The organism is Nonomuraea maheshkhaliensis, assembly GCF_039529435.1.
Lineage (GTDB): Bacteria > Actinomycetota > Actinomycetes > Streptosporangiales > Streptosporangiaceae > Nonomuraea > Nonomuraea maheshkhaliensis.
The window spans coordinates 14,444-27,536 of record NZ_BAAAMU010000027.1 but is presented as its reverse complement, the minus strand read 5'-3'; the positions used below and the strand labels follow the sequence as shown (position 1 = coordinate 27,536).

Here is a 13,093-nt window from a genome sequence, read left to right as displayed (position 1 = left end):
TTGCCTGCGCTTTCCTCGGGACTGTCCGAAAGTCGCCAGGGGCGTGGGCGATGTTCGACGGGGAGCCTCTTGGGGGTGACGATGGGGGGATGGACATCATGGAGCTGATGGAGCAGTCGAAGGACGCCGCGACCGTCAACCGCGTCTTCGGCGAGCCGATCCACCACGGCGACATCGTCATCATCCCCGTCGCCAGGGTCGCCCAGGGCGGCGGGGGAGGTCGTGGCCAGGGCAGGAGCGAGAAGGGCGAGGAAGGCGGCGGCTCCGGCGGCGGCTTCGGCTTCAGCGCCACGCCGGCCGGCGTTTACGTACTCAAGAACGGTGAGGCGCTGTGGCGGCCCGCCGTCGACGTCAACCGCATCGTGATCGGCGGCCAGTTCGTCGCTGTCGTCCTGCTGCTCACCCTCCGCGCCATCTTCAACAGACGCCGCCGCAAGCGCTGACCACCCCACTCCGGCCTCCGGGGGCGCGGGCGGCCCCCGGGACGCCGGGCGTCCCGGAGCCCGACCGCTTTGGGACACCCACTGCTTTTGGGATGCCGACCGCCTAAGGGTGCCGGACCTTGGGGATGCTGATCGCCTCGGGATACCGGCCGCCTGAGATGTCGGGCCCCCGGGCGGCGGCGGTCCGGTTATGGGGCGGCGGCCGTCGAGCGTGGGTTCCTCCTGGGCGCGGCGCTGCCACCTCGTGCGTTCCTCCGAGGCGCGGCGCTGCTGCCCGCTGCCCGGTGCGTTCCTCTGATGCCGGGCTTGCGTCGATTCGGGGCGAGCGACCGGTGCTCGTAAGGTGGACGCCGTGACTTCTGTGGCGCAGATCGCGGCTTTCGGTGGAGTGGTGCTGCTCGGGGCGATGTCGCCGGGGCCCGATTTCGCGGTGGTCGTACGCCGTTCGGCGGTCTCGGGGCGTGGGCACGGCATGGCCGCCGCGGCGGGCATCGCGATGGGCGTGTTCGTCTGGGTGGTGGCCGCGGCCACCGGGGTGGCGGCGCTGCTGGCCGCCTCCGCGCTCGCGTTCACCGTGGTCAAGGTGGTCGGAGCCGCGTACCTGATCTACCTGGGCGCCAAGTCGTTGCGCGCGGCCCTGCGCGGGGGAGGGGCCCTCGACCTGAGCGTCCCGGAACCCGGCGGGCGCGGCTCATGGGCGGCCTTCGCCGAGGGGTTGCTGACGAACGCCCTCAACCCGAAGGCGGCCCTGTTCTTCGTGGCCCTGGTGCCGCAGTTCCTCGCGTCCGGACTGTCGGTGCTGACATTGTCGGCGGTGGCGCTGGCCGGGACGGTCGCCTGGTTCCTGGTGGTGGCGAACGTCGTGAGCCTGCTGCGTGCCGTGTTCGCCCGGCCAGCCGTCCGCAGGACGGTGGACGGCCTGACGGGCGTCGCCCTGATCGGCCTCGGCGTCAAACTGGCCACCACCAGCAGCCCGTGACGCGCCCCGGTGAATACTCCGGGGACTGTGACGCTCTCCGGCGAATGACCCGGAGCCCGTGACGCGCTCCGGCCAACGACGTAGGGCGCGTGACGCACTATGGCGAATGGCCCATAGCCAGTGACGCGCTCCGATGAATAAAAAATTGAATTCGTCGATCCCTCCGACGTATTACCGATGATCGGCCTGATCACCGCGCTTTCTTCGTTGGTTTCGAGATGTTAGTTTGAGTTTTCCACCGGCGTTCCTCTTCGTCCCGTCGGCGAAAGGTTCATGCGTGAATCCCCTCTTCCCGGACCAGTACGACGAGTTCGTCGTCGGATTCGCCGTTTTCCTCGTCACTCTGTTCGTCGTCGGCAAAGTGCTCGTACCGCGGCTGCAGGGACGGCTGGCTGATCGGGCCGACCTGATCGACGGGGGGATCGCCAGGGCGGAGAAGGTCCAGGCGGAAGTTCGCGAGCTCAAGCGGCAGTATCACGAGGCGCTGGAAGAGGCCCGGCGCGAAGCGGCACTGCTGCGGGAGGAGGCGCGCGAGCAGGGCGCGCAGATCAAGGCCGAGCTCCGCGCGGAGGCGCAGATGGAGGCCCGTCGCCTCATCGAGGCCGCGCATGCCCGGATCGAGGCCGACAGGAAGGCGGCGTTCGCCCGACTCAGCACGGAGATCGGGCGTCTGTCGACCGAACTGGCGGGCCGGATGATCGGGGAGTCATTGGCGGAGGACGTGCGGCATAACGACATCGTGGCGCGATTCCTGGATGAGCTGGAGAATCGCACCGTTTGGTGAGGCGGCGGCCCGGCAATTGACCGAGGTGCGACGGTTTCGCACTCCTCGGCTTCAGCGGCGTTTCGTGGTCGTGGTGTTGCCCGCGGCTTGATCAGCCGGGCTAGCCCGGATCGGCCGGGCCAGGTGGCCTCACCACGGTCGTGCCGCTGGAGTACCGCGACCGTGGTGCCACTGGAGTAAGTACTAGGAGACGCTCACGCCGAGCAGATGGCCCAGGCCGAACGTGACGGTGGCCGCTCCGACCCCGAGGGCGAGCTGGCGCAGGCCGCCGAGCCACCACGGGCGGGCCGTCATCACCGCCACCGCCGCTCCGAACCCGAACAGCGCCAGCACGCTCAGCACCAGCGCCACCAGCAGCCCGGACGCCCCGAACAGGAACGGGACCAGCGGCACCAGTGCCCCGGCGGCGAAGGCGAAGAACGACGACGCGGCGGCCAGGTAGGGGGAAGGCAGGTCGTCGAGGTCGACGCCGAGCTCTTCGCGTACGTGCACCCGCAACGCCTGCTCGGGGTCGGCTGACAGCCCTTCGGCCACCCGCTCGGCCAGTTCGGGGTCGAGGCCGCGGGCCCGGTAGAGCGCCGCCAGCTCGGCCCGCTCGCCCACCGGGTTGCGGGCCAGCTCGCGCCGTTCGACGGCGATCTCGGCGCGCATCAACTCCGTCTGGGACTTCACGGACGTGTACTCGCCGGCCGCCATGGAGCACGCTCCGGCGATCAGCCCCGCGCACCCGGCCAGCACGGCGCCCTGCCCGGCCCCCGCGGCCCCGACCACTCCGGCGATCAACGCGAAGTTGGACACGAGCCCATCCATCGCCCCGAACACCGCCGGACGCAACCAGCCGCCGGTCACGTCCCGGTGGCTGTGGTGCTGCTCGGGGAGCGGGCGGGTGAGCTCGATGGTCATGGATTCCCTCCATTTGTGGATCTCTTTTCACAAATCTGGCATGTCGAACGAAAGTTCGCAACGAAGGGAAGCCTTGCCTGAACTGCGGAAACGTAGGGGAGGGGTGTCGTCCGCCGGACTTCTCCTGCTCGCGTGGAGTCCGGGCCCGACTCCGGGGTGCGGGTCCGGGTCAGTGGGATGCGGTTCCGGGGTCCGGAGTGCGGGGTCCGAGTCCGGGGGGTCGGGTTCGGGAGCGCGAGTGCGGGTCCCTGGGATGCGGGTTCGGGTCCTGGGTCCGGGTCCGAGCCCGGTCCGGGGTCCATGGGTCGGGTTCGGGTCCCGGTCCGAGTTCGAGTCCGAGCCCGAGCCCGAGTTCGAGTTCGAGTCCGAGTCCGAGTCCGAGTCCGAGTTCGAGTCTGGGTTCGGGTCTGGGTTCGGGTCCGGTTTGGGGCCAGGTCTATTGGGGTCTCGGGGGCGGAGTCTGAGATCTGGGCCGTGGGGTGGTGGTTTTGATGTGAATTACGGTCTAGACCGTAAAGGCGTAACATCCTTGCTGCTGGCGTCACCCTCGTTTCACATTTGCGTGAGGTGCGCTGCGATGATGGCCTCCCTTTTCGACAGATCGGAGACGACCGTGCGTATCGCTCTCGCGGGGCTGGCCACCAGCCATCCCTACACCGACGCCCGCACCCTGGCCCGCCATGCCGAGATCGTCGTATGGGAGCCGGATCCGGAGCGGCTGCGGCGGTTCACCGATGAGCATCCCGGGGTGAAGGTGGCCGGCAGTCTGGAGGAGGTGCTGGCAGGGCGGGTCGACGGGGTGGTGCTGACCGTGCCCAACCCCTCGGTGCCGGGAGCGCTGGCCAAGGTCCTGGAGACGGGGGCGGCATGCTTCGTCAACAAGCCCGCCGCTGCCAGCCGTGCCCAGCTTGAGCGGCTCGACGCGTTGCCGATCCATGACCGCGTGCTGTCGAGCTCGGTGCTGCGCTTCGCCCCCGCCTTCGCGAATGCCCCCTTCTGTGCGAACGCGCCCGCCCTCGCGAACGCGCCCGCCCTCGCGAACGCGCCCGCCCTCACGAAGGCTCCGGCAGTTACGAATGCGCCGCCGGTCACGAATGCTCCGGCCGTCACGAACACCCTGGTCGGCGGGAGTCGAAGGGTGGGCGGTGCGGAGGGAGCGGAGGTCGGAAGCGATGCGGCCACGGACGTCAGAGGTGACGTGCTGGCCGTGCGGGCGACTGTGCGGCATGACGTGGGGCTCTGGGCGGACGGCTACAACGCCTGGCAGGACACCCCGGGTGAAGGCGGCGGGACGATGGTGACCATGGGGATCCACGGGGTCGAGCTGCTGGTGGCGCTCCTGGGACCCGAGGTCGCGCTGGTGGGAGCCGCCGGGGCCAGGCGGCACTACACCTCCCTGCGTTCCGAGGACACCGGGGTGATGGCGCTGCGCTGGGACGACGGCGTCACCGGCACGGTCGAGATCCTGGGCGTCTCCGAGTCGGAGTCGTACGCCGTCACCGTGCACCGCCGCGGCTCCACCGAGACCGTGGTGATCGAGGGCGGCGACGATCCGGTGCGGGGCCTCGGCTACGAGGGGACGATCGAGGCGTTCCTCGCGATGGCGGGCGGGGCGCCCAGCCCGGTGCCGTGGCGGGAGACGAGGGCCGTGCTCGACGTGATCATCTCGGCGCGCGAGCGGGCCTGACCTGGCCGCACCCGTTGACAGGCGCAGTCCCGCCCGGTTACGGTCTGGACCGTAAATCAGGAGAAGGAGACCGCGTGCGGACGACGGCGGAACTCGAAGAGCGGCTGGCCCGGCCGAGCGCCGGGCTGATCGACGATCTGGGCAGGCTCGACGGCGACATCATGATCCTGGGCGCCGGAGGCAAGCTGGGCCCGAGCCTGGTGCGGCTGGCGCTGAACGCCGTCCAGGGAGACAGGCGGATCATCGCCGTCTCCCGCTTCTCCGAGCCAGGGCTGGCGCAAACCCTCCAGGACGAGGGCGCCACCGTGGTGGCCGCCGACGTCGCCGACGACCGCGCCCTGCGCGAGCTGCCGGACGCGTCGAACGTGGTGTTCCTGGTGGGCGCCAAGTTCGGCACGCAGGGCCGCGAGCACGCCACCTGGTTCACCAACGCCTACCTGCCCGGCCGGGTGGCCGACCGGTTCGCCGGCAGCCGGATCGCCGCCCTGTCCACCGGGAACGTCTACCCCCTCGTGCCCGCGGGCGGCGGCAGCAGCACCGAGGACTCGCCCACCGGCCCCGTGGGCGACTACGCGATGAGCTGCCTCGGCCGGGAGCGGGTGCTGACCCACTTCGCCGAGGCGAACGGCACCCCGATGTCGCTGATCCGGCTCAACTACGCCGTCGAACTCCGCTACGGCGTGCTGGTCGACCTGGCCCAGAAGGTGCTCGCGGGCGAGCCGATCGACCTGGCCACGGGGCAGGTGAACGTGGTCTGGCAGGGCTACGCCAACGAGGTCGCGCTGCGCTCGCTGCTGCTCGCCGACGTGCCGCCGTACGTGCTCAACGTCACCGGCCCCGAGCTCGTCTCGGTGCGCCGCGCGGCGCTGGACCTCGGCGCCGCGCTCGGCAAGGAGCCGGTGTTCACCGGCGAGGAGGCGCCGACGGCGCTGCTCTCGAACGCCTCCCGCTGCCATCGCCTGTTCGGCTACCCCGAGCTGACCCCCGCCGAGCTCATCGAGCACACGGCGCGCTGGGTCGCCGGCGGCGGCCCGCTGCTCGGCAAGCCCACCAAGTTCGAGCGCCGCGACGGGCGCTTCTGACCGGCGTGCCCAGGTCAGCAGAAGCAAGCGTGCCCAGGTCGGCAGGAGGACGCGGGCCCGATCCGGCGGCGACTCGCGCGTCCCATGCGTCCCGCGTGTCCAGCGTGTCCGATTCAGCAGAAAGAGGGGGACCTCACGTGCTCAGCACGGTTCCAGAGGCGCAGACGTCCGTGCGCGATCTGTTCAGGCGCGGTCTGGTGATCCCGGCTCATCCCCTCGCCCTCACGGGTGACAGGCGGCTGGACGAGCGCCGCCAGCGCGCCCTGACCCGCTACTACGTGGAGGCGGGGGCGGGCGGGCTGGCGGTGGGCGTGCACACCACGCAGTTCGCCATCCACGGCACCGGCCTGCTGCCGCCCGTGCTGGAGCTGGCCGCCCTCACGGCCGCTGAGTTCGACCGCGAGGTGGTGCTGGTCGCGGGCGCGACCGGGCCCACGGCGCAGGCGGTGGCGGAGGCCGAGCTGGCCAGGTCGCTGGGGTATCACATGGTGCTGCTCAGCCCGTACCGGGAGCTGGACGAGGACGGGCTGATCGAACGGGCCAGGGCCGTCGGCGAGGTGCTGCCGGTGATCGGTTTCTACCTCCAGCCGGCGGTGGGCGGGCGCCCGCTGTCGCGGGACTTCTGGACCCGGCTGGCGGCGATCGAGTCGGTGGTGGGCGTCAAGGTCGCGCCCTTCGACCGCTACCGCACCCTCGACGTGCTGCACGGCGTCGTACGGGCCGGCCGGGCCGGGGAGGTGGCCCTCTACACCGGCAACGACGATCACATCCTGGCCGACCTCATCACCGCGCACCGGGTGGTCGTGGACGGGCGGGAGGTGGAGGTGGAGTTCGTCGGCGGGCTGCTCGGCCAGTGGGCAGTCTGGGTGCGGCGGGCCGTGGAGCTGCTGGAGGAGGCCACGCTGGCCCGTTCGGGAGACGATGCGGCGGTACGCAGGCTGCTCAGCCTGGACGGGCACCTCACGGACGCCAACGCGGCGATCTTCGACTCCGTGAACGGCTTCCACGGGTGCATCCCCGGCATCCACGAGGTGCTGCGCCGGCAGGGCCTGCTGGCCGGCCGGTGGTGCCTCGACCCGGCCGAGGAGCTCTCTCCGGGCCAGCTCGCGGAGATCGACCGGATCTGGGCGGCCTACCCGTGGCTGCGCGACGACGAGTTCGTCGCGGAGGGCCTGGACCGATGGCTCGCCTGACCCTCCCGGCACGCCGCCGTACGGGCTCGCCGCGGGAAGCGGACGCGGAACGTGAGCCGGCCTCGATGCGGGAGGCCACCTCGGAACGTGCGGCGGGTTCGGAGGAGCGGGCCCCGGGGTCAGAGGGTGAGGCGGTAGAGGGTCAGGGGGCGGCCGCTGGAGCCGCTGGTCAGGTTGCCGGTGCGTTCGGCCAGCCCCGCGAGCTCCAGCCGGTGCAGCATCCGCCGCGCCGTCCGCTGCTGCACGGCCAGCCGGTCGGCGATCTCGCGCGTGGTCAGCGCCGCCCCCTTCGCCGCGTCGCGCGCTTCGAGGAGTTTCTCCAGCGTCGGCACCGACAGCCCCACCCGGCGGGCCAGCATCGGCAGGTTGTGCTCACCCGGCGGCTCGTCGGCCACCGACTCCAGGACGATGTCGGTGTCGGCGCGCAATGACAGCACCGCCGCCACGCTGCCGATCCGCCGGGCCCTGGACAGCGCCCGGCGGGCCAGGCTCTCGGCCTCGGCGGCGCTGCGCCCGAGGCCGAACCCCACCCGCGCCACGCCGCCGCGCGCCGCCAGCCTGGCCAGCATGGGCAGCCTGGTGAAGCCGCCCGTGGCGTCGTGCAGCGGGCCCCGGGTGGTGACGAGCAGGTGGGTGCCGCCGCCGAACGCGGCCAGCGTGCCGCCCAGTGCGCCGGCCTCGCGCAGCAGCCCCTCCTCGCCGTCCACCTCCAGCAGGCCGAGCGCGATCTGCGCGTCCTCCTGAGCCTGGCCCTCGGCGGTCAGCAGGAGCTGGCGCAGCGCCACCCGGACCGAGTGCACCGACGGCGCCAGCCGCAGCACGTGCAGCTCGTCGCGCAGCGCCTCGTGCACCGAGCTGAGGCAGGTGATCACCGGGTGCGCCGGGCCGCGGCGATGGAAGGCGACGACCTTCTTGGAGGTGGTCTCCGGCCGGTAACCGAGGGTGCGCAGCCGTTCGGTGGGCAGGCCGGCCTCGTGGAACGTGGCGGTGACGTCGGCGGGGGAGATGGTGTCGATGGACAGGCTGGTGATGTCGTGACCCTCGTGCTGCAGCCGGACCAGGGCGCTGAGCAGCGTCGCGCCCGAGTAGTCGACGAAGGCGGCCGGACGCGCCAGCACGTCGGCGGCGCGGGCCAGCATGTAGGGGACGACGCCGGTGAACAGCCAGCCCTCGACCGACCCCGCGTGGGCCTCGACGATGGCCGGGGCCTGCGACTCGTGGTCGTAGTCGAGCCGCGTCGTGGTGACGCCCGGCTGCTCCTCGCAGGTGGCCGCGACGTCGTCGACCAGATCGTGCGGGCCGACGACTCCGATGACGATTCCCACCCGCGCCTCCTTCTCCTTATAACGGTCTAGACCGAAAGGTTATCCGGTGACCCTGCACTTTCCCAACATGGCCGAACCAGCGGGCCGTACCCTCGGCGACGAGGAGGTGGCGGCGCTGGAGCGGGTGATCCGCTCCGGCATGCTCAACTCCGTGTGGGGGACCGAGGCCAGGTCGCTCGAACACGAGATCGGCGAGCTGTACGGCTCCCGCCACGCGGTCGCGTGCAGCTCCGGCACCGCGGCCCTCCATCTGTCGGTCGTGGCGGCGGCGCCGGACCCCGGGGACGAGATCATCACGACGCCGATCACGGACTTCGGCACCGTGGCCCCCATCTTGGCGCAGAACGCCGTTCCTGTCTTCGCCGACGTGGACCCGTCCGACGGCAACCTCGACCCGGACGCGGTGGCCGCGCTCATCGGGCCGCGCACCCGGGCGATCATGGCCGTGCACCTGTTCGGTGCGCCGGCCAGGATCGGCGCGCTGCGGGCGCTGGCGGACGAGCACGGGCTCACGCTGATCGAGGACTGCGCCCAGGCGTGGCTCACCGAGTTGCCCGGCGGAGCCCTCGCGGGCACGGCCGGCCACGTTGGCACGCTGAGCCTGCAGCAGTGGAAGCACATCACCTGCGGGGACGGCGGGCTGACCGTCACCGATGACGACGAGCTGGCCAGGCGGATGCGGCTGTTCGCCGACAAGGGCTGGGACCGGGCCGCGGGCCGTTCGCACGAGAGCCTCGGCCTGAACTACCGGATGACCGAGCTGCAGGCCGCGGTGGCCCGCGCCCAGCTCGCGAAGCTGCCCGGCGTCGTCGCGGCGCGCCGCCGCACCGCCGCGGAGCTCGTCGAGGCCCTGCGCGGCCTGGACGGCGTGCTCGAAAGCGGCGTGCTCGAAACCGGCGGGCACGGGGTCCGCGGCGGCGAGCGGGCCGGTACGGGGGAGGGGAGGCGCGTGATCCGGCTGCCCAGGCCGGACGGGCACGCGTGGTGGCTCTTCCCGCTCGTGCTCCCCGCCGGCGACGCCCCCGAGCTGGCCGAGCACCTGAGCGCGGCCGGCATTCCGGCACGGCCCGGATATCTCCGGGATCCGCTCAACCGGGCGCCGCTGTGGCGCAGGCCGATCTACGGGACCTCTCACCACCCCCTGGAGGGCTACCGTCCCGCCGCCTGCCCGGCCGCCGAACGCCTGGTCGACAGCACGCTGCTGGTGATCGACTGGAACGAGCACTATACGTCGGAGCACGTCGCGGCCATCGCCGACGCCGTCCGCCGCTACCGGGCGGAGGCCTAGTTACGTTCATGTATCAGCCATTGACCGGTTGTCCCCCGCTCACTAGGTTTCGGTCAGGACCGGTATTCAGGAAAGGAAGCCACCGATGAGGAAGGCAGCGGCAGCCGGAATCGTGACCGCCCTGAGCGTCGTAATGGCCGGGTGCGGATCCGGTGGCTCGGGCTCGGACAAGAGCACGGTCACGCTCTGGATGTACCCCGTCATCATGGACCAGGCCGCGAACAAGTCCTTCTGGGACAAGGTCGAGAAGGACTTCGAGGCCAAGAACCCCGCCATCGACGTCACCATCGACCAGCAGCCGTGGGACGGCCGCCAGGAGAAGGTCACCACCGCGCTGGCCTCCAGGAAGGGCTTCGACCTGGTCGTGCTCGGCCCCGACCAGATCCCGCAGTACGCCCAGCAGGGCACCCTCGAACCCGTGGACGACGTGGTCGCCCCCGACAAGGCCGCCTACCTGCCCAACTCGCTCACCGCGCTGAGCGTGGACGGCAAGCTCTACGGCGTGCCGATCTACCAGACGATCACGGCCCCCATCTACAACAAGAAGCTGTTCGCCGACGCGGGCGTCACCAAGGCGCCCGAGACCTGGGCGGAGCTCAAGGAGGCCGCGCCCAAGCTGGCCGCCAAGAAGGTCGCCGTGCTCGACTACCCGGGCAAGCCCGAGGTCTCGCTCAACCAGAGCTTCTACCCGATCCTGTGGGCCAACGGCGGCTCGGTCTTCGCCCCCGACGGCAAGAGCGTCGTCGTCAACAACCAGCAGGGCATCGACAGCCTGCAGTTCCTGCTCGACCTCAAGGCCGCCGGCGGCCTGCCGGAGAACACCGCCAGCAAGGGCAACGACGTCGAGGGCGGCCCGCTCGCCGCCGGCAAGACCGCCCTCTACCACGCGGCCACCGCCATCCAGGCCGACCAGCTCGGCGCCGCCATCGGCGCCGAGAACGTGGGCATCGGCCTGCCGCTGGAGGGCACGAAGCGGGTCGCGTTCGGCATCCCCGGCGGCCTGATCCTGGCCAAGCACTCCGAGAACAAGGACGCGGCCAAGAAGTTCGCCGCCTACGTCGCCTCCGCCGAGGTGGCCGGGCCGCTGGCCAAGGAGTCGGGCTTCTTCTCCGCGCGTACGGACGTGACCATCCCCGGGCAGTCGGAGGCGTCCAAGGAGTTCGCCAAGTCGCTGGAGTTCGCCTTCCCCGGCGACACCCACCCGAAGGCCCGGCAGGTGATGTCGATGGTCGCGGCACACGTACAAGCGGCGCTGATCGGCAAGGAGGACGCCAAGACGGCGCTGGACGCGGCGGCCAAGGAGGCGAACGAACTGCTCGCCGCCGGCAGCTGACCCGACAGGGGCCCGCGCGCCACCCGCGCGGGCCCCGTCCTTCCGGAAAGGTGTGAACCCGGTGCGTCATCGCCTGCGCGATCCGATCACGGGATTGCTGTTCGTCCTGCCCATGCTCGTGCTCTTCCTGATCTTCAAGATCTTCCCCACGCTGGGCGCGGCGGGCATGAGCCTGACGAACTGGAACATCGGCGGCGAGTGGGACTTCATCGGCGCCGACAACTACACCCGGCTCGTGAACGACCCGAACTTCTGGTCCAGCCTCCGGGCCACGCTCGTCTACACGGCCATCTACGTGCCGCTGGTCGTGCTGGTCTCCCTCGGCACCGCGCTGCTGCTCAACGCGGTCGTCTTCATGCGCGGGCTGTTCCGCGGCATCCTCTTCCTGCCGTACGTGACCAGCTTCGTCTTCGCCGGCCTCATCTGGCGCTGGATCTACGAGTTCGACGGCCTGATCAACGGCCTGCTGGCCAAGCTGGACGTGGCCCCGGTCGCGTTCATGGAACGCTCGGAGCTGGTGCTGCCCGCGCTGGCCCTCGTCTCCTGCTGGAAGGGCTTCGGTTACTCGATGCTGATCCTGCTGGCCGGGCTCAAGGCCATCCCGGGCTCGTACCTGGAGGCGGCCAAGGTGGACGGCGCGAGCGCCTGGCAGCGCTTCCGATCCATCACGCTGCCGCTGCTCAAGCCCGCCCTCTTCTTCGTGCTGGTGATCGAGACGATCGCCTCGTTCCAGGTTTTCGACACGATCTACGTGATGACCGGCGGCGGGCCCGCCAAGGCCAGCTACACCCTCATCTACGGCATCTTCGAACGCGGCTTCAGGTTCTGGGAGTTCGGCTACGCGGCCACGTGGGGGATGGTGCTGTTCGCCGTCGTCCTGGTCGTCTCGCTGATCCAGCGCCGCTTCGTCGGCAGGGAGAACACGTGACGCTGACCGCCGCACGTCCCACCGCCGCCAGGACCGGCCGCCCGGCCGCCGCGCCCCGCCGCCGGGGCCGCAAGTGGGCGCTCTACACCCTGCTCACGATCATGTCGCTGCTGACGATGGGCCCGTTCGTCGCGATGCTCGTCGTGGCGCTCTCGCCGCGCGGCGAGCCGACCCTGCCCGCACGCTGGCCCGCCTCGCTCACCTTCGACAACGTCGCGCGGGTGCTGAACGCCTCCGGGTTCGCGGAGTGGACGATCAACTCGCTGGTCTACTCGGCCGTCTCCGTGGTGATCATCCTGCTGACGGCGTCGATGGCCGGATACGCGTTCGCCAAGAAGCGCTTCCCGGGCCGCGACGCCATGTTGTGGACGTTCCTCGCCACCATGATGGTGCCGTTCCAGGCGACACTCATCCCGCTCTACGTGCTGGTGTCCGACTTCGGCGGGGCCGACACCTTCTGGGGGCTGATCGTTCCGACGCTGGCGAACTCGCAGGCCGTCTTCCTGATGCGCCAGTTCATCCTCGGGCTGCCCGACGAGCTCTTCGACGCCGCCAAGGTGGACGGGGCCTCGGAACTGCGCGTCTACTGGACGATCGTGGTGCCGCTGACCAGGCCGATCCTGGCCACGCTGGGCGTGTTCGTCTTCCTGTGGCACTGGAACGACTTCCTGTGGCCCCTGGTCATCTCGCAGAGCGACGCCACCCGCACGCTGACCGTGGGCCTGACGGTGCTGAAGACGGAGGAGACGCAGTGGGCGACGCTGATGTCGTCGGCGGCGGTCTCGGCGGTGCCGTGCCTGCTGGTGTTCTTCCTGCTGCAGCGTTACCTGGTCAACAGCATCGCCATGACCGGCCTGAAGTGACCCGGGCCTGACGGTCTACGCTTGATCGCCGGGGCCGGCCGTTTCGGGCCGGTGAAGTCGTCCGGCAGGGCCGACGTGGCCGTGCCGGTGAGGGGAGCGACGATGAGCACGCCGATCGGCCCGCGGGCCGCCGGTCTGCGCGACCGCCTGCGCGGCGCCCTGGTGGCGGCCGCCGCGACGCCGATGACCGCCTCCGGCGCGGTGGACCTCGACGTGGCGGAGGCGTACTTCCGCCGCCTGACCGAGACCGGCGCCGACGCCCTGGCGGTGCTGGCCCACACCGGG

At 70.9% G+C, this 13,093-nt stretch carries 12 protein-coding genes and 1 pseudogene; 11 read left to right on the top strand and 2 right to left on the bottom strand.

Annotation, left to right across the window (positions count from 1 at the left end; all coding sequences use genetic code 11):
• The first annotated feature begins 89 nt into the window (after positions 1-89).
• The 3 genes from ABFX54_RS20080 (at position 90) to ABFX54_RS20070 (ending at position 2,206) form a co-directional block, all read left to right on the top strand.
• Positions 90-443 (top strand): GerW family sporulation protein, encoded by a 354-nt coding sequence (locus ABFX54_RS20080; RefSeq protein ID WP_346106878.1) that lies wholly within the window; start codon positions 90-92, stop codon positions 441-443.
• Between the two features lie 352 nt (positions 444-795).
• Complete coding sequence (locus ABFX54_RS20075; RefSeq protein ID WP_346106876.1) at positions 796-1,422, top strand: LysE family translocator; 627 nt, start codon at positions 796-798, stop codon at positions 1,420-1,422.
• Between the two features lie 277 nt (positions 1,423-1,699).
• On the top strand, positions 1,700-2,206 hold the full coding sequence (locus ABFX54_RS20070; protein ID WP_346106874.1) for a F0F1 ATP synthase subunit B: 507 nt from the start codon (positions 1,700-1,702) through the stop codon (positions 2,204-2,206).
• Positions 2,207-2,389: 183 nt separating this feature from the next.
• Here ABFX54_RS20070 and ABFX54_RS20065 read toward each other — a convergent pair whose 3' ends face one another.
• Entirely contained in the window at positions 2,390-3,109 is a 720-nt protein-coding gene (locus tag ABFX54_RS20065) for a VIT1/CCC1 transporter family protein (RefSeq protein WP_346106872.1), read from the bottom strand.
• A 613-nt stretch (positions 3,110-3,722) separates the two neighbouring features.
• Here ABFX54_RS20065 and ABFX54_RS20060 point away from each other — a divergent pair.
• From ABFX54_RS20060 to ABFX54_RS20050, 3 genes are all read left to right on the top strand, one after another.
• The gene (locus tag ABFX54_RS20060; RefSeq protein WP_346106870.1) at positions 3,723-4,796 is read left to right on the top strand and encodes a Gfo/Idh/MocA family protein; all 1,074 of its coding nucleotides are present in this window, start codon (positions 3,723-3,725) and stop codon (positions 4,794-4,796) included.
• Positions 4,797-4,870: 74 nt separating this feature from the next.
• Complete coding sequence (locus ABFX54_RS20055; protein WP_346106868.1) at positions 4,871-5,878, top strand: NAD-dependent epimerase/dehydratase family protein; 1,008 nt, start codon at positions 4,871-4,873, stop codon at positions 5,876-5,878.
• 137 nt (positions 5,879-6,015) lie between these two features.
• On the top strand, positions 6,016-7,071 hold the full coding sequence (locus tag ABFX54_RS20050) for a dihydrodipicolinate synthase family protein (protein WP_346106867.1): 1,056 nt from the start codon (positions 6,016-6,018) through the stop codon (positions 7,069-7,071).
• A gap of 119 nt (positions 7,072-7,190) precedes the next feature.
• Here the strand turns inward: ABFX54_RS20050 and ABFX54_RS20045 are convergent, their stop codons facing one another.
• The gene (locus ABFX54_RS20045; RefSeq protein ID WP_346106865.1) at positions 7,191-8,396 is read right to left on the bottom strand and encodes a hypothetical protein; all 1,206 of its coding nucleotides are present in this window, start codon (positions 8,394-8,396) and stop codon (positions 7,191-7,193) included.
• A 46-nt stretch (positions 8,397-8,442) separates the two neighbouring features.
• On the opposite strand from ABFX54_RS20045, the gene ABFX54_RS20040 reads away from it, so the two are divergent.
• From ABFX54_RS20040 to ABFX54_RS20020, 5 genes and pseudogenes are all read left to right on the top strand, one after another.
• Positions 8,443-9,684 (top strand): DegT/DnrJ/EryC1/StrS family aminotransferase, encoded by a 1,242-nt coding sequence (locus tag ABFX54_RS20040; protein ID WP_346106864.1) that lies wholly within the window; start codon positions 8,443-8,445, stop codon positions 9,682-9,684.
• Between the two features lie 85 nt (positions 9,685-9,769).
• Positions 9,770-11,017, top strand: coding sequence for an ABC transporter substrate-binding protein (locus ABFX54_RS20035; RefSeq protein ID WP_346106862.1), 1,248 nt, complete (start codon positions 9,770-9,772; stop codon positions 11,015-11,017).
• 61 nt (positions 11,018-11,078) lie between these two features.
• Positions 11,079-11,945 (top strand): carbohydrate ABC transporter permease, encoded by an 867-nt coding sequence (locus tag ABFX54_RS20030; protein WP_346106860.1) that lies wholly within the window; start codon positions 11,079-11,081, stop codon positions 11,943-11,945.
• Positions 11,942-12,808 carry a carbohydrate ABC transporter permease gene (locus tag ABFX54_RS20025; protein ID WP_346106858.1) on the top strand — a complete coding sequence of 289 codons (867 nt, stop codon included), beginning with the start codon at positions 11,942-11,944 and terminating at the stop codon, positions 12,806-12,808. Before ABFX54_RS20030 ends, ABFX54_RS20025 begins: the two co-directional genes overlap by 4 nt.
• Before the next feature lie 102 nt (positions 12,809-12,910).
• A pseudogene (locus ABFX54_RS20020) lies at positions 12,911-13,093 on the top strand (hypothetical protein); the annotation flags it as partial.